Source organism: Paenibacillus sp. FSL R7-277 (assembly GCF_000517965.1).
GTDB lineage: Bacteria > Bacillota > Bacilli > Paenibacillales > Paenibacillaceae > Paenibacillus_AQ > Paenibacillus_AQ silagei.
This window is the reverse complement of the sequence record NZ_ASPX01000080.1, coordinates 554,052-571,044: the sequence shown is the minus strand read 5'-3', so window position 1 is coordinate 571,044 and position 16,993 is coordinate 554,052. Positions and strand designations below refer to the sequence as shown.

The 16,993-nt window shown below is 52.6% G+C and carries 14 protein-coding genes; 11 read left to right on the top strand and 3 right to left on the bottom strand.

Features of this window, described 5'->3' with window-relative positions; all coding sequences use genetic code 11:
* Nucleotides 1-184 precede the first annotated feature (184 nt).
* From C173_RS24640 to C173_RS24620, 5 genes are all read left to right on the top strand, one after another.
* Nucleotides 185-1,888 (top strand): response regulator transcription factor, encoded by a 1,704-nt coding sequence (locus tag C173_RS24640; protein WP_036729664.1) that lies wholly within the window; start codon nt 185-187, stop codon nt 1,886-1,888.
* Nucleotides 1,889-1,893: 5 nt separating this feature from the next.
* The gene (locus tag C173_RS24635; protein WP_036729661.1) at nt 1,894-3,669 is read left to right on the top strand and encodes a sensor histidine kinase; all 1,776 of its coding nucleotides are present in this window, start codon (nt 1,894-1,896) and stop codon (nt 3,667-3,669) included.
* A gap of 194 nt (nt 3,670-3,863) precedes the next feature.
* A complete protein-coding gene (locus C173_RS24630) occupies nt 3,864-5,192 on the top strand; it encodes an ABC transporter substrate-binding protein (protein ID WP_036729658.1) in 1,329 nt (442 codons plus the stop codon).
* Nucleotides 5,193-5,298: 106 nt separating this feature from the next.
* Nucleotides 5,299-6,195, top strand: coding sequence for a carbohydrate ABC transporter permease (locus C173_RS24625; protein ID WP_036729655.1), 897 nt, complete (start codon nt 5,299-5,301; stop codon nt 6,193-6,195).
* Nucleotides 6,188-7,012: a carbohydrate ABC transporter permease gene (locus tag C173_RS24620; RefSeq protein ID WP_036729652.1), complete on the top strand. Its 825-nt coding sequence runs from the start codon at nt 6,188-6,190 to the stop codon at nt 7,010-7,012. The genes C173_RS24625 and C173_RS24620 overlap by 8 nt, the downstream gene beginning before the upstream one ends.
* Before the next feature lie 387 nt (nt 7,013-7,399).
* Here the strand turns inward: C173_RS24620 and C173_RS24615 are convergent, their stop codons facing one another.
* Together C173_RS24615 and C173_RS35090 are read right to left on the bottom strand one after the other, a co-directional pair.
* On the bottom strand, nt 7,400-7,858 hold the full coding sequence (locus C173_RS24615; RefSeq protein ID WP_235192004.1) for a GyrI-like domain-containing protein: 459 nt from the start codon (nt 7,856-7,858) through the stop codon (nt 7,400-7,402).
* A 343-nt stretch (nt 7,859-8,201) separates the two neighbouring features.
* Nucleotides 8,202-8,357 (bottom strand): hypothetical protein, encoded by a 156-nt coding sequence (locus C173_RS35090; protein WP_235192003.1) that lies wholly within the window; start codon nt 8,355-8,357, stop codon nt 8,202-8,204.
* A 272-nt stretch (nt 8,358-8,629) separates the two neighbouring features.
* Between C173_RS35090 and C173_RS33055 the strand changes: the two genes are divergently transcribed.
* From C173_RS33055 to C173_RS24595, 3 genes are all read left to right on the top strand, one after another.
* Nucleotides 8,630-9,457 (top strand): copper amine oxidase N-terminal domain-containing protein, encoded by an 828-nt coding sequence (locus C173_RS33055; RefSeq protein ID WP_051478349.1) that lies wholly within the window; start codon nt 8,630-8,632, stop codon nt 9,455-9,457.
* A gap of 38 nt (nt 9,458-9,495) precedes the next feature.
* On the top strand, nt 9,496-10,341 hold the full coding sequence (locus C173_RS24600; protein ID WP_051478348.1) for a DUF1835 domain-containing protein: 846 nt from the start codon (nt 9,496-9,498) through the stop codon (nt 10,339-10,341).
* Nucleotides 10,342-10,430: 89 nt separating this feature from the next.
* On the top strand, nt 10,431-10,922 hold the full coding sequence (locus tag C173_RS24595) for a DinB family protein (RefSeq protein ID WP_036729646.1): 492 nt from the start codon (nt 10,431-10,433) through the stop codon (nt 10,920-10,922).
* A gap of 62 nt (nt 10,923-10,984) precedes the next feature.
* On the opposite strand, the gene C173_RS24590 is transcribed toward C173_RS24595, so the two are convergent.
* Nucleotides 10,985-12,661 carry an ABC transporter substrate-binding protein gene (locus tag C173_RS24590; protein ID WP_036729643.1) on the bottom strand — a complete coding sequence of 559 codons (1,677 nt, stop codon included), beginning with the start codon at nt 12,659-12,661 and terminating at the stop codon, nt 10,985-10,987.
* A 123-nt stretch (nt 12,662-12,784) separates the two neighbouring features.
* Here C173_RS24590 and C173_RS24585 point away from each other — a divergent pair, with 123 nt between their 5' ends.
* From C173_RS24585 to C173_RS24575, 3 genes are all read left to right on the top strand, one after another.
* Complete coding sequence (locus C173_RS24585; RefSeq protein ID WP_036729640.1) at nt 12,785-14,323, top strand: DUF4153 domain-containing protein; 1,539 nt, start codon at nt 12,785-12,787, stop codon at nt 14,321-14,323.
* A 64-nt stretch (nt 14,324-14,387) separates the two neighbouring features.
* Nucleotides 14,388-15,086, top strand: coding sequence for a Crp/Fnr family transcriptional regulator (locus C173_RS24580; RefSeq protein ID WP_036729637.1), 699 nt, complete (start codon nt 14,388-14,390; stop codon nt 15,084-15,086).
* Nucleotides 15,087-15,252: 166 nt separating this feature from the next.
* Complete coding sequence (locus C173_RS24575) at nt 15,253-16,956, top strand: methyl-accepting chemotaxis protein (RefSeq protein ID WP_051478347.1); 1,704 nt, start codon at nt 15,253-15,255, stop codon at nt 16,954-16,956.
* The last annotated feature ends 37 nt before the right edge of the window (nt 16,957-16,993 follow it).

The window sequence follows — 16,993 nt, the reverse complement described above, 5'->3', positions numbered from 1 at the left end:
ACTATCCTCTAGCCTATAGACTTCATCAGATTTCATCCCCGCATTAGTCTCTGAACACTTGTCCCGAAAGCTCTATCACCACAAATCCCAGAATTTAAGTTTGACCATCTCCATGATAGCGCTTTATAATCCGTTCATAGTGGCTAGGGCCAGAGGTCAAGACTACAGAAAGCGGGGGAGAATCATGAATCCAATATGCAAGGTGCTGATTGTGGACGATGAAATCCTGGTCCGGCAAGGGATTAAATATGTGCTGAACTGGGAGCAGGAAGGATTTCAGATCGTGGGTGAAGCGGCCAACGGGCAGGAAGCGCTGAATTCGCTGCAGACCCTGCAGCCGCATATCATCATTACAGATATTGTCATGCCGGTGATGGATGGCGAGGAGTTAACCCGGCTGGTGAAGCGCGATTATCCGGCTACTGAGGTGATTGTGCTAAGCAGCTTCAGCGAGTTTCATTATGTGCGCTCGACGTTCCAGCATGGGGTGGCGGATTATATTCTGAAGCCGAAGCTGGAAGCCGGGGCCTTATTGCAGGTGTTACAAAAAACCCGGGACCGCATCCCGGGACTCAGTGCCGCGGGAGGACAAACAGAGGCAGAAGCGCAGCCGCTGGATACCTTGCTCGGCCGGATGCTGGCCGGTTACCGGCTGCCGCCGGAGAGCGAAGTGTATGTGAAGCAGCAGCTTCCGCATCACGCCTTCGCGCTGCTGGGCTGGGAACCGGTGCAGCAAGCACCGGGCGGCGAAGCCATGAACCATACCGCCATAAACGCGGTCAGCAGCGACAACGCTATGAATCATACCGCTATTAACGCAGTCAACAGCAGCAATGCCATGAACCGTATCACCATCAATACTGCCAGCAGCGCAGCCAATGCACAAGAGGCCGCATCCGCTACCGTGGTTACCACTATTACCCGTGAACTAAACCAGTGTGTACCGGGACTGGTGCAGTGTATTATTCCAGTCGCAGAGCCTTCGGGCACTACATTCATGCTGATCAATCTGGAGGAAGCCCATTGGCCGCAGCTGCTAAAGGCTGTACACCAGTCGGCCGATACGATGGCCGGGCAGGAAGTGGAGCTGCGTCTGACGCTCAGCCGGAGATTCAGTTCCCTCAGCGAGCTTGCGGCCGTCCAGCAGGAGAGCAATGCGAGACTACAGCAGTGCCGGTTTTTCCGGCCGGAGCAGACCCTGCTAATCCAGGAAAAACGTCCAGATCCGGAGACTCCGTTGCCGAAGTTCAATCTGGCGCAATTCACCGAGCAGTTGAAGCGTCAGCAGCTGGCGGAAGCATTCGGTGACCTGCATCAGCATGTGGATGCGCTCAGCCGCCAGAATGATGGAGATGTGTATCAGTTTAAGTCCTTCCTGAGCAATATGATTTTTAATATTACGAATCAGTTCAGTCATCTGCAGGAGCTGGAGGAGGGGAAATACGGCCTGTTCCGGGCCATCGATGAAGCGGGCACGGCCGAGCAGGCCATGCAGATTCTGGATGATTACCTGCGTCGGATCATGGAGCTGACTGCATCGGCAGCGCCGGCACCGGGCGGCAATGCCAGTATGACGAAGCTGCTTCAGTACATAGAAGAGCATTATACTGAGCCGCTGACCCTTACGGAGCTGGCCCGTCATTTTCATTTCAACCCTTCGTATCTGTCGAGCCTGTTCACGACCTACAATCACGAGGGCTTCAAGGAGCATCTCAACACGGTCCGCACGGGCAGGGCGGCAGAGCTGCTGCGGGCCGGGGAGGCACCCATAGCGGAGATTAGCAGCATGGTCGGATATGGCGATCACAGCTATTTTTGCAAAGTGTTCAAGAAATATTACGGTTTGTCCCCGAGCGGCTACCGGCGTCAGCATTACAGGCAGGAGTAGAGCGTATGCGCAGATACTGGGAGCGTTTTAAATTCCACAGCCTGTTCATCAAAATCTTCCTCGTTATGCTGTTCAGCATCATCGCCGTAGCCATCGCCTCCTCCTGGACGACCGTCCGCATGTCGGAGAAGCTGTTCATGAATACGTTCAGCATTACGAATTCCAAGGTGATCAGCCAGATTAAGGCGAGCTTTGAAGCTTTTCATTATTCGATCGTTACGGCTACTAATAATACCCAGCTGAGCGGCACGATCCGTTCCTTCCTGTCTGAGGAGGACTCGGACTCCCTGCGGATGCTGCGGACCTATTACAATATGACCACACAGATGAAGAAGATTCAGTCCACGCTCGATGCCTACCAGGTCGGGATCAAAATCATGGGCAAAAACGGCCGCAGTTACTCCACCAACACGAACAATCTGCTGATGAGTGACCGGGAGCTGCAGCAGCATGAGCTGACACGTAATACTTTGGCTGAACCGAAACGGCTGATGTATCAGTTCTATGAAGAGACGATGCCGGATTCGGCGCAGAAGGAAGCGGTGATTGTAGGCAGCAAAGCGCTGATGGACCGGACGACGGGCGATATTTACGGGACGCTGTATTTCACCATTCATGAAAAGGATTTCCGCTCCTTCTACGGCAGCTTTGTCAGTACCGGGAACGATGTGGTGATCCTGAATAAGCAGGGGATGATAGTGTCCAGCAACCGTAGTGATCTGATGGGCCAGCGGGCAGAGGATCTATTGCAGGTGGCGAGGCAGATTGAGGAGCAGCAGCTTGCTTACCAGAACACCGATTTCCAGGGCACCGATTCGATTCTGATTGCGGATTACCTGCCGTCTTATGATTTCTATATTGTGAACCTGATCGATAAGCAGACGGCCCTCGGCCAGATGGTCAACGGTAAAATGGTCGTGCTCTTCTGCTCAGCCATCGTGGCCGTGGCCCTGATCGTGGTGTTCCTGATCTTCAGAAGGCTGACCCGGTCGCTCACGCTGCTTACCCGGCAGATGTCCAAGATCACCGAGCGTAACTTCCACAATTACATTACGGTTACGGGAAGCTTTGAATTTCAGGAGCTGGGTCATGCCTATAACTATATGCTGGACGAGCTGAATGAATATGTCGAGAAGCTGGTGGAGACGCAGAAGGAGCAGCGGAATGCCGAGCTTGCGGCCTTGCAGCATCAGATTAACCCGCATTTTCTGTACAATACGCTGGCTTCGGTCAACTTCCTGGTGCAGCAGGGCAGTCAGGAGAAGGCGGTGCAGACGATTCATGCCCTGATCTCGATGCTGCAGAATGCGCTGAGCAATGTCAGTGAGAGCATTACGGTGACGCAGGAACTGGAGAATCTGAAATCCTATGTCTTCATCAACCATGTGCGGTACGGCGAACGGATCCGGGTGAATTTCTTCGTCTCCCCGGATTGTATGGACTGTCATCTGCCGAAGCTGATTATTCAGCCGTTCATTGAGAATGCCTTCTTCCATGCGTTTACGCGCAAAAGCGGCGGATATATCCATATCCTCATCTCCCAGGATGCCGGATCTCTGCTCTGTGAGGTGGTGGATAACGGGGACGGGATGGATACTGGAGCGGCTGATCTGCCTATGTCGAGCCTTGCGGGGAAGCGCCAGCTGTTCACCGGAATCGGTATCCGCAATGTGCATGACCGGCTGGTGCTGATGTACGGTGAAGAATATGGAGTCACCATTAAGAGTGCGCCGGGGGAGGGGACTGCGATCCGAATCCGCCTGCCGCTGATGAAGAAGTGAGATTATTACCATTTTCCAAAAAAAGAACAAACGGCAATCAAGGTAACGCTTACAATCAGGCGATAAAATGACCAATCCCCATAAAGTAAGTTCTAACGGCTCCCCGAGGGCGGGTGATAAGATTATTTATGTAATAAATAAGCGCTTACATTCAAGCGAGAGACAGTAAAGCGCATTAAAGGGGAGGCTTACCAATGAAAAAAGGCTTTGCGTTAGTCCTGATTTGCCTGCTTCTGCTTACGGCCTGCAGCTCGAACTCCGGGTCGAAGAACACCAGCAATAGCGCTGCGGACACGGGAAAGACAGAGAATACAGCAGCTACAGAGCCTGCACAGGCGAAGGAAATCACCATTTGGGCTTGGGACCCTGCATTCAACATCGCCGCACTGGAAGTGGCCAAAGCAGAATATGCCAAGACGAACCCGGATGTGAAAATTAACATTGTGGAATACGCCCAGGCGGATATTATCCAGAAGCTGAACACGGGGCTGAATTCCGGAACCACCAAGGGTCTGCCGAACATCGTGCTGATTGAGGATTACCGTTCCCAGAGCTTCCTGCAATCGTACAAGGATTCCTTCTACGATCTGAGCAGCTCGATCAAGGGCGCTGACTTCGCAGATTACAAGAGCGGGCCGACCAGCCTGGACGGGAAGCAGTATGGGGTTCCTTTTGACTCCGGCGTTACCGGACTCTATGTCAGAACGGACTATCTGGAGCAGGCAGGCTACAAGCTGGCCGATCTGCAGGATATCGACTGGAAGCAATATATTGAAATCGGCAAAGCCGTGAAAGAGAAAACCGGCAAAGCGCTGATTACACTGGACCCGAACGACCTCGGGCTGATCCGGGTGATGATTCAATCCGCAGGCGAGTGGTATCTGAAGGAAGACGGCAAAACGCCGAACCTGGCGGGGAATGCACCGCTTAAGGAAGCTTTTGAAATCTATAAGGAACTGACTGAATCAAACGTAGCTAAGGTACATGCAGACTGGAGCCAGTTCGTAGCCGCCCTGAACAGCGGCGATGTAGCCTCCGTGCCGACAGGCAACTGGATCACCCCTTCGATTACGGCTGAAGCTTCTCAATCCGGCAAGTGGGGAATCGCACCGCTTCCTAAGCTGACTGCGAACAAATCCGTTCATGCCTCGAACCTGGGTGGAAGCTCCTGGTATGTCATGAATGTGGACGGTAAGGAGACGGCAGCAGACTTCATGGCGAAGACCTTCGGCTCGAATGTGGAAATGTACCAGAAGCTGCTCACGGACATCGGTGTCATCGGTACCTTCAAAGCGGCTGCGGGCGGAGAGGCTTATAGCCAGGCCAATGAATTCTTCAGCGGCCAGAAGATTGTATCCGATTTCGCCGCCTGGACGGAGCAGATCCCAAGCGTCAATTACGGAATCAACACGTATGCGATTGAAGACATCCTGATTGTAGAGATGCAGAATTATCTGAACGGCAAGGATATTGACAGCGTGCTGAGCGATGCCCAGGCCCAGGCCGAGTCACAGATTAAATAGTTACTCTCATACAGTGACCTTGGGCGTGGCCTGCAGCTTCCGGGAGTTCAGGAGGCGGGCTGTGCCCGGGGTTTATTTTAAATGATAAGGAAAGGACTGGGCAGCTGTGCATCAAACTAATTCCAAACTAAGATTCCGCACCAAAAGCGTGTTGACCGGATGGTCCTTCGTCCTGTTGGCGGTCATTCTGATCTTCGTCTTCTATTTCTATCCGATGCTTCAGGCACTTATTCTGTCGTTCCAGACGGGAACGGGCAGCAATCTTACGTTTACCGGCTTCGATAACTATTCACGGCTTCTGTCTGACAAGACATTTATTGTATCGGTTAAGAACACCTTCATCTATCTGCTTGTTCAAGTGCCGCTGATGATCATCCTCGCGCTGTTTATCTCGGTGCTGCTGAATGACAGCAAGCTGAGATTCAAGGGGTTTTTCCGGACGGCGATCTTCCTGCCCTGTGTCACTTCACTGGTCGCGTATTCTGTGGTATTCAAGTATTTATTCTCCGGCAATGGCCTGGTCAATACGATGCTGATGAAGCTCCATCTGGTCAGTGCCCCAATTGAGTGGATCACCGATCCGTTCTGGGCCAAAATCACCATTATCCTAGCGATTACTTGGCGTTGGACGGGTTATAATATGATTTTTTACCTGTCGGCCCTGCAAAATATCGATCACTCCATCTACGAGGCCGCCAAAATTGACGGAGCATCTTCATCCCGCCAGTTCTTCGGAATTACGGTCCCGCTGCTGAAGCCGATCATCCTGTTCACCTCGATTACCTCAACCATCGGTACGCTGCAGCTGTTCGACGAGGTCATGAATATCACGAAGGGCGGCCCGGGCAACGCGACCCAGACGATCTCCCAGTACATCTACAATTTGTCGTTCAAATATGCAGCAGACTTCGGCTATGCAGCCACCGTATCGTATTCGATTGTCATTATGATCGCACTGCTGTCGGTCATCCAGTTCAAAGTGGCAGGTGATAAAAATGGCTAAAAGTAAACGTGTCTTCATGTATCTGTTCCTGAGCATCGCGGCTATTGTCTCAATCTTTCCATTCCTGTGGATGGTCGTCAGCTCGACGAACCAGTCGGTGGATGTCACCCGCGGGCGTCTGCTGCCGGGCACTCATCTGCTGGAGAATCTGCGCAAGCTGCTGGACACTACGGACCTGCAGTTATCCCTGATGAATTCAGCGAAAATCTCCATAACCACCACGCTGCTGGCGCTGCTGATTGCCTCGCTGGCCGGTTACGGCTTCGAGGTATTCCGCAGCCGCTCGAAGGATATTGTATTCAACATTCTGCTGCTGTCGATGATGATTCCGTTCGCGGCGCTGATGATCCCGCTGTACCGGATGTTCGGGCAGATCTCGAACGTCTTCCCGTGGATGGGTATTGATACGATGACCTCGGTCATTCTGCCTACTGTGACTACGGCGTTCCTGATCTTCTTCTTTCGCCAGAGCACAAAGATGTTCCCGAAGGAGCTGCTGGAGGCCGGACGGATGGATGGGCTTAGCGAGCTGGGCATCTTCCTGCGCATCTACCTGCCGACCATGAAGACGACTTACGCCGCCGGAGCGATCATTACGTTCATGTCGAGCTGGAACAACTATCTCTGGCCGCTGATCGTATTGCAGACTCCGCAGACCAAGACCATGCCGCTGCTCATCTCCACTCTCGGCTCAGGCTACGCCCCGGATTACGGGATGATTATGATCGCGATTGTAATCGGCACGATTCCTACTGCGCTGGTGTTCTTCGTGATGCAGAAGCAGTTTGTGGCTGGGATGATTGGGTCGGTGAAGTAATGTGAACAGGAGCTATATTGAGTTTGGGAGTAGTCGTGGTTCCGGGGATTGTTTGGACTTTCGGCCGCTGTTAGATTTGGATTTCCTGATTTAAGCCGCATAGTCTGCGGTAGAAATCCAAATCTAAAGGCGGACGCTGCCGCTCCTACAGTTCCAAACATCCCCTCCGCCACTCCTCCCAAAAGGGGAGAAGCTCAAGTTCACTTATTGTGGGGGGGAGGCAGGGGGAAAGGCGAGAGTAAAGGCAAAAGCAAAAGGGTTTGCTTAATTGCACTCGGTACATCTTGTGTTCCGTTATTTTAAATTTGATGCTTTACTAACCTTGCAGAAATACTTCTGGTGACAAAAAAGCGGTGGCCAGTTTTTCCGGGCACCGCTTTTTTCATCCTATTCCCCGACTCTATACCAGAGCTCACAATATTCATAGCCGTCTGCGCTTGTACCATACATCTCGAAATTACCGCCGTCCAGAATCGTATAGGTTGAGGTTGGCAGCCATTCCGAGAAGATCCGGTTCTTCAATGACTGCAGATCGTATTTGCCGCTGCCGTTCCCGTCATGGAGTGTTGAGAACACGGCCCACGTAGACGCGGGAACATCAACGACAGTGTATCCGTTCACTTGGCTGCCTGACGCTCTGTAGCACCCGATTAGATAAGGGAAGGTCGTGTTGCTTGTGAAGGTGTAGGCATCGAAGGCAAAAACTGCTCCAAGTTCCTTGCTGAAATTGCCTGCGTCTCTCCAGGACCCGCCCACTGACTGGGATAAACGTTCGAACTCACCATTCTTGCAGATATTTTGCCAAACCTCCGGGATCGTTACGCCCGCTTCATTCGCTCCAGCCACTCCACGCAATCCCTCCTTTCGAAAGAAGCATATCATCTGGTAGTAATCGTAGCCTGATTATCCATGCAGCATATTGTCAGGTGATCATCTGAGCTGGAGCCGCTTTACTTTTGGAATAGTCGTGGCTCCAGGGATCGTTTGGACTTTCGGGCCACTCCTCCCAAAGGGGGGGACCAAGTGCGCTTACTGTGGGGTGGGGCATGGATGTTTAGTCGCTGCTGTTTGTCTTCATTTAATGACTCCCGTTAGTGTATTTCCCTCCCAATCCACAAAATTGAGATTTTCTTTATCCATCAGGCTCCATTCAATTATAGTTTTCACAAGGCCCGGCGTAATAACGTTGTCATCCCACAACTTCATAGGAAACATTAAATTTTTTATCTTCCGAAACAATAAATAGTTTGATCCGTCCGTAGTCTTCATCATCTTCTTTGACATACCAGAAATAACTCTTTTCGCCATGAACGAACTTTCTTCTTCCCTTTTTATTAACACCCAATATGTTCGTCCCCGCATTCGTAAATATTCTATTTCCGATGTTCCACTAATAATTTCCTTTGCAATAACTTCACTCTAATTATAAATATATCAAGTCAGTATTCAAAGGGCTTTTAAGTGTTCAAGCTGAGAAAAGGCATGTCACGAAAATGACACTGTATCCCTGTGCCGGTTGTTAGATTTTAGTAGAGAGGCGCAACTGATGCGGGAATTTGGAGTAATAAGAAAGATGATATAAAAATATGAAATTGAGGAAAAGAGAGGATGTTTGGGATGAAGACAGGTAAAAAAGTGTTGACAGCCTTACTGGCTGCGGGGTTGAGCTTCGCCATGTTGACGGGTGTGAATCCGGGGAAGGTAGAGGCAGCAGCTAAGAAATACCCTGCACTTCTGAAAATCAACGATTATTATGTACTCTATACGGCACCGAAGGCGCCATATGTGGATGCCAACTACCGGACGATGATCCCGCTTCGCTCCATTAGCGAGCTGATGGGGGCGAAGGTCAGCTATGATGCCAAGGCTAGAACGGCTGCCATCGAAAAGGATAGTGTAACAGTTAAGTTCACAATTGGTTCCAAATCTGTTTCGGTTAACGGAGTTGCCGGGTCGATGGACACGGTTCCGGTGATGGAGCAGAATTCGATGTTCATTCCGGTTAGTGTGCTCGCCGGACGTCTGGGCATTGTGAGCAAATGGGATCAGGCGAATCAGCTATATACGCTGACGGGTGATACCCTGATGCAGACGGATATCATCAAGCTTTCTTTAGAGGACACTGAGAAAGGACCCTTCACTTCCCCACCGGGGAAGATCATTAGCAACGACGCGTTCCGGCCAGTTTCTTACACCTTTGACTCCGCAAAAGGAAGCTTCACGGTGAAGGCGAAGAATATAACAGGTAAGGATGTTCCTGAAGGAGCGGCGGATGTTGCCGCGTATATACTTTATGATGAACTAATTCAATTGCCGCCGCAGGAACGGGAAAGACCGGCTGTGCGTAAGGATGGAACGATTGAGGTTACCGTTAAAACCGAAACACCGAGTACTCCAGCTTATTTACTTGTAAAAGGGCGCCTGCTCGACCGCTCCGGGAATTAATTTCAATTTCGATTTTGAATCAGAGGTGAATTCGGTTGATGGACACTCATATTCATATCCTCTGCGGCGACTCCTTCGGAGGCAGTGTGAAGCAGGTGCTTAAAGAATTTGGCTGGACGGATACGCATAAGCTGATTATCCTGCGGGAGAATTATGCTATAGGTCCGCTGGAGCAGTTGGATACGCCAGTAGGGAGGAAACTGCGCAGCGACTGGTTCCGCCAAAATATAACGGAAAACTATAATGTCTCATATGATTGTGAAGAAGAGTATACGGAGCTGCTGGACAATCTGGAGCAGATTTCTGCACAGGCCAAGATTATAATCTGGACCGGGAGTAATGCATCCGAGCAGGCGGGGCTGCGTCTTGCGGTTCATCTGCTGGGGAACAGACAGAATGAGATCATAGTGTGTGATGCCTGCGCAATCTGTGAGGAACTGTTCAACCGGCCGGATGCTTATATAAATTACTATCATTCCGGTGAGATTCCGTCAGACAAGCTTAGGGAAGCGCTTCTGCGGATTAGTGACGGCAGCAGGCTAACTGCCGTGGATATTGCGCGGCTGTCTCAGGAATGGAAGGAGATCACCAGGCAGTCCAGCGTCCTGCGAATCTGGCATGAGGATATTGTGCTGGAGGTGCCCGCTGATTACTACGACAGCTATCTGCTGGAGAAGCTGGACTCGCTTCAGCCGCCGCCAGGGGATGATGGATTCCTGAAATCAGCCCGGCTAGTCGGAGAGGCGCTCGGATACTGTGAGCAGTATGTCGGTGATGCTTATTTTGAGTACAGGGTGAGAGAGTTGATCTACAGCGGGGTGCTGGAGATCAAGGGTGTTCCCACAGCGATGAGATTCTATAGCATCCGGCGCAGAAAAGGGTAAGGTATATAGAAGCGACATCAGCGGCCAGCAGTCCAAATGTTCACCGCAGCGACGACCAAGCTTTGAGTTCAAATCTAAGGAGGACAACCATGCAAACCTTATTTCGTTATAACTGGCAGGTCCGCGAGGAATGGTATCAATGGTGTGAGGAGCTGCCGGAAGAAGAACGGGTGAAGACACGCATTGGCGGGGTGGGCGGAATCCTGCAGACGCTGGTGCATATAGTGGATGTGGAATTAAGCTGGGTCCGGGATATGGAAGGTAAGCCGGATATCCGTTTAGACTTCACGGAGTACAATACTTTGCAGAAAATCAGAGAGGTGGACGCACGCTTCCGGCCGGAGGTGGAGTCCTTCATAGTGGCCTGGAATGAGGGATTGGAACGGAGGATTCTAAGGGGGAAGGCGGCGGATGGGCAGGTTACTCAGCATAGATGGGGCGAAGTGATGCGCCATGTTGCCGCGCATGAGATTCATCACATCGGCCAGCTCTCCATCTGGTCCAGGGAACTCGGCCGGAAGCCAGTCTCGCCTAATTTGGTGCGCAGAGGTCTGGATACGTATTTACCCGGTACAGAATAAAGGAGGCTGCGGGTCTTAATATAGTCTGGAGGTGCAGCCTCCCCCGAACTTCTACTTCATATCTACAGCTCCGGCGGAAACCACAGATGGCGCAGATCGACCCAGCCCTGGCTGTTGAAGGTCACCCCGCGCACGGAGGGCAGATAGGCGGTCTCGGCAGGCCGTTCGTAGAGAATATGCAGCTGGTGGTCACGGGTTAGAGTATCCTCGATCACCCGGAAGCCTTCCGCCCGAACGGCGGCGTCAGGCTCCCGCGAGATCTGGCGCAGCCTGCCCTCAATGCCCGCACGGGTGCGGGGTTCGATATGCTGCGAGAGGGTCAGGTACAGGTCGTACAGCCGGAGCTGCTCGTCCTGGTCGCGGAGCAGCGAGAAGACGATCAGGTCGGACTTCAGGCGGATCGGACCTTTGAATTCCTCCGGCGACACGGATAACACCTTGCAGGAATATCCATGCTGTGTTAGTCTTGCGGCGATGTATTCGGCATCCCCGGCGTACTGCGGGATTGTGGCAATCTGCAAGACTTCAGCCGGAGGCGCTGCGAAATGCCGGAAGGGCACTCTCGGCGCTTCATGCAGACAGGACAGCAATTCGGCACGGAGAAGGGGATCGCTTAGCGGTCCCTTTTTCTTCGTGTTGCAGGTTACGAATTTGCGGACATAGGACTCAGAGTGGATTCTGCTTAGAGAGTCTGTGCCCGCTGCTGACGGATTCGGGATGACATGGAAGGCGGAGCCGGTCTCTGAGGGCTCCCGGTCAAGGCTCCATGGGACATAGATAATCTCCACACGGTCCAGATGGGCCCGCCCCTGAAAATAATAAGGGAACACCTCCAGCACACAGGTATCCTCATTCATCTCTACGACCTTGAACGGACCGGTGCCAGCCGGCCTGCGTCCAAACAGATTCTCTCCAATGGATTCCAGATCGCGGGGCACAATCGCCGCCCGGCTGGTGCAGAGGAAGGGAAGGAAGAGCTCATTCGGCTTCTTCAACAGGATGCGGACGGTAGAGGCATTCAAGGCCTGGACCTCCTGAATCTCTTTGACAATATAGCTGTACAGCATGCGCTGCGAGGTAGACATCATCCGTTCGAACGAGTATACGACATCCTCGGCGGTCAGTACCTTGCCATGATGGAACAAGACCTCCTTGCGCAGATGAAAAGTCCAGGCCGTCCGGCTCCCGTCTATCTCCCAGGCATGGGCCAGGCCGGGGATCACCTTGCCGCGTTCACCGCTGCGGCCGACCAGCCCGTCAAAAACATGGCTCGAGACAAACGACTCCGCCAGCAAATTCATATAGAGCGGATCGAAGGTATGGAGCTGCTGGGTGACCGGCAGCCGCAGCGTATCGATCCGCTTGTCGCTGTGCACCTCGGCATGATGCCCGAAGTAAGCCAGCAGCCAGCCTTGCAGTGTGTCCTGCAGCGATGAGGTGCGGGCATGTCCGCGGATGCCCTCCAGGGCACTGCTGATATCCTTGCTGCTTATGGCCTGCTTCATGGATTCCAGGGCAATGTCCTCGGCCGCCGCGAGGAACACCAGCTTGGAGCGCCGCCCCCGTCCCCGGCTGGGGGTCCAGGTGATCCAGCCGAGATCGGCCATTTTGCGGATCACATGCAGTGCATTGCGGTGGGTACAGCCAAGGGTCAAGGCCAGCTCGTCCAGGGTGACAGAGATCTCGGCAGGACCTCCATGCTGCGAATGCAGCTTCAGGAATTGACTGTGCAGCTTCATTTGGGACATTCTCCTCCTGCCTAATTTATAAAATAGGAAATTAATAATATTATATTTCTCTTTTTCTTCTTATTTTATCAGCTAGAATCAGGATATGACAGTAAAAAGATGGGGGAATTTACCATGGACGAACAAACGGTATCCAAACCGGGGCTTGGGCGTGTAGCCTTACTGGCCGCATTTCTGCTTGCGATTGTGCATCAGTACCTGTTCTACGGCAAAATGCCAGGGATCTCATACCCGATTTTTGTGGTCTTATTTTATGCTTTTATGCTCTATTTCGCCAAGGAGCAGCTGCGCAAGCAGACCTGGTTCAGCTATGTTTGGATGGTGTCCATATTTCTGTTGTCCCTGACCTATATGCTGTTCGGCAACTGGTTTTTCTTTGCACTTAATATCGTTGTTATTCCGGTGCTCATTCTATTACATATGACGTATATGCTTAGTTACCGCAAGCCCGCCTGGAGCGGACTCGCACTGATCGGCGCAGCGCTTGAGCATCTGTTCCCGCAAAGTCTGCGCAAGTGGGCCACGGCATTGAGGCTGCTGCGCCGGGGCAAAGGCGGGATACCGAATGAACGCAAGCAGGTATTGATGCGGGTGCTGATCGGTCTGCTGATTTCCGTCCCGCTGCTGCTGATTGTGATCTCGCTGCTCTCTACGGCGGACGGAGTGTTCAGTCAGCTGCTGGAAGCACTCCCAGGGATTTTTGACAATATTTCACTGGGGGACTGGATCTTCCGGGGGCTGTGGGTTCTGCTGCTCGGGCTGGGCATGTTCGGCTTCGTCTGGGGGTTCGTACAGAGTAAATCCTATATCCGCACTCCTCTGGTCAGTGAGTTTGATGCGATGGGGCAGAAGCTGGAAGCGGCTGAAGCAGGGGAGGAGGGTATCGGTCTTGATGACCCGGTCATTATCACTACCGTGCTGACCGCAATCAATGCGGTGTACATGCTGTTTGTGAGTGTCCAGTTCTCGTATCTGTTCGGGGCATGGGACGGGATTCTGCCGGAGAATAGTACGTATGCGGACTATGCGCGGAGCGGTTTTCTGGAGCTGATTCTGGTCACATCCATTAACTTTGCGATCTTGCTGTTGTCCTTGCTGGCAGTGCGTAAAGCGGGCGGAATTCTGAAGCGGGTCATTCAGGTCCTGCTGTATATTCTGGTGTTATGCTCCATGGTCATGCTGTATTCTGCGTACTCGCGGCTGACTCTATATGAAGAGGCGTACGGTTACACCTACATCCGGTTCCTGGTGCATGCCTTCATGATCTTCCTCGGATTGCTGCTGGTGCTGGCGGCCGTGCGGATTAGCCGGGAACCCTTCCCGCTTCTAAAATGTTACATCGTGCTCGGCCTGCTCTCCTACGTGCTGATGAACTATATTGGGATGGATCATATCATTGCGCAGCAGAATATCCAGCGTTATGAAGCAAGCGGCACACTGGATGCCGGTTACCTGGCCGGACTCTCCGCAGATGTGGTTCCAGAGCTGATCGAATTCAGCAAGCAGGAGAAGGGGATTCTGGACGAGGCGCTGCGCAGCAGACTGTCTTACCGTACTCAGCCTAAGCAGAGCTGGCCATCATTCAATCTGGCGAATCACCGGGAGCGCAGAGCGCTTGCGGAGTATTTTGCAGGAGAAGTAATGCAGAAATAGCTTCCGGCCTCAGACTTGTGATACAGTAATTTCAGCAGAAATGACACAAGGAGAGAAGAACCTCATGCAATCGATAATAAATCCGGAGGCGGTTCGAAGCCTTACCGAGCAGAATGGTCTCACAGCCATGTTCAGCAGCAGCGCCATTGCACAGATGGAGCTTCGGCGTTACAGCGGAGGGGAGGCAGTCTGCTCGGTTGGCGACCGGCTGGAGAATATGTTTTTCCTGATGCAGGGCAAGCTGAAGATTCATACGCTGCTGCCTAACGGCAAGTCGATGCTGGTCCGGTTCGCCCGGCCGATGTCGGTGATCGGGGATGTGGAGCTGCTGCGCCAGTATCCTGTCAAGAATGAGGTGGTCTCCGTAGGGGATAGCCTGCTGCTTGTCGCCGGAAGGAAGCTGCTGCTCCGGGAGATTGAAGACAATACAGCGCTGCTGCGCTTCCTGGTCGGAGAGCTGAGCCACAAAATGTACACGCTCGGCCAGACCTCAGCCATGAATGTGCTCTATCCGGTGGAGAACCGGTTCGCCAGCTACCTGATGTCGCTGTTCGCGGACAACACTGGCGCCCAGCGCGTTGAAGAGATTCGCACCTCCACACTGACAGAGACCGCCGATCTGCTCGGCACCAGCTACCGGCATCTGAACCGGGTAGTGCGCCGCCTGATTGAAGACGGGATTATTGAACGCAGGAACGGCCGGCTGATTGTGCGGGATGAGGAGCGGCTGGCAATGCTTGCGAACGGGAACCTGTATGATTGAACCGGAATTAAGGGACGTAATTCATAGAACCTCCATTCCTGCTTTTGGCAGGGGTGGAGGTTTTTTTGTGCTCCCGGCAGCATATTTCAGTTTCATTTAAGAATGATGATGTACGATACGTAGAGGTTACACAGTAGAGCTTACATATCGAGTGGAGGTAGTTATAATGTTCAACAGACTTAGAGGAATCCGGGCCAAAATCATGTTTGGCTTCGCCGCTGTAATTATCGTGTTCATTCTCGCTATACTAGGCAGTACTATTTTTCAGGCGAAGGTGACTATGCTTACAGAGCAGATCAACCGTAATTACAGCAAGCTGTCGATGGTACAGAAATTAACTGATGATATCCGGACGGCGGACGGTCTGGCCGCAAGGTATGTGATGAGTAATACCACGGAGGAGCGAACAGCCAATCTGACCGCCTATGAAGCCAAGATACCAGAGATTACAGCCTCAGTCGAAGAGCTTAAGGGAGCCGGTCTGAATGAAGCGGAGCTTGCAGGAATTCAGAAGCTGGAGGGAGAATGGGACAATTATCTGACGGTGCTGGAGCAGGCTTTTGCCTTGGCCAAGGAAGGGAACTTCCCGCAAGCGCAGAAGTCGTTCACAAGCCTCTCCCTTACGACGATCATCGATTCACAGCTCGTGTTCGAGACGATGCTGCATGATGAAATTATGAAGGAACAGAGTCAGGCGGCAACCCACCGCAGCTCCTCTATGATTACCAGCATGGGGGTGACGGGATTATCGGTGGTACTGGCTCTGTTGATCGCATTCGTATTGTCTGCACGGATACTGAAGCCGGTGAAGGATGTCAACAGGCAGCTTCAGGAGATTGCCGACGGCGATGCCGATCTAACCCGCAAGCTTAGTGTGCAGACGAAGGATGAGATCGGTGAGCTGGCCCGGAATTTCAATACAATGACCGATAATCTGGCAACGATGATCACCCAGGTGAAGCTATCCGCGAACGGTCTGGCGGCTTCTTCTGTGAAGCTGACCTCGGATAGCGGATTGACCGCCGAAACGACCGAGAAGATCTCCGGAATTATGGGTGAGGTCGCAAGTGGTGCGGGCATGCAGATGAATGACCTGCAGACTAACATGAACACCATTATTGAAATGTCGGACGGTATCCAGCTGATTGCTGCCAGTGTACAGGATATCTCGGAAGCTTCCCTGCGTTCTGCAGATTATGCCGTTGCCGGGGATCAATCCCTGCAATCTGCCGTCGGGCAGATGGAATCCATCAACGAATCCATTCAGTCCTTATCGGAAAAGGTTATGGGCTTCATGAAGCGTTCACAGGACATTAGCAGCATTGTCGGGGTGATCAAGGGGATCGCCTCGGAGACGAATATGCTGGCACTGAATGCGACCATAGAAGCGGCCCGGGCCGGAGAGCACGGCAGAGGATTTGCTGTGGTAGCCGATCAAGTGCGCAGACTGGCTGAGCAGTCCGCAGATTCCGCCAATCAGATTGCTGAAATGGCAACCGGTATCCAGGCCGATGCAGATCATGCAGTGAAGGTGATGAAGAACAGCATGAACGAAGTGCTGGGGGGAACCCGGATCATAGAAGAGGCCGGGCAGTCCTTCAATGCCATCCGCCATTCGATTGATTCACTAGCGGGACAGGTTCAGGAGGTATCCGGTGCGGTAGAAGAAATCACGGCAGCGACGGAGGAGATTGTAGACTCTATCCGTACCGTTACGCATATCTCGGAGACTACAGCGGCAAGTACACAGCAAGTATCCGCTGCATCGCAAGAGCAGATGGCTTCAGTGGAACAGATCGCCTCTTCTGCCAGTGCCCTCAGCATGCTGGCGCAAGGTCTGCAAGGTCTGGTAGCACGTTTCAATGTATAATTAGGCGAGCCCCCAACCCGAACGAAGGGAGGGGGGC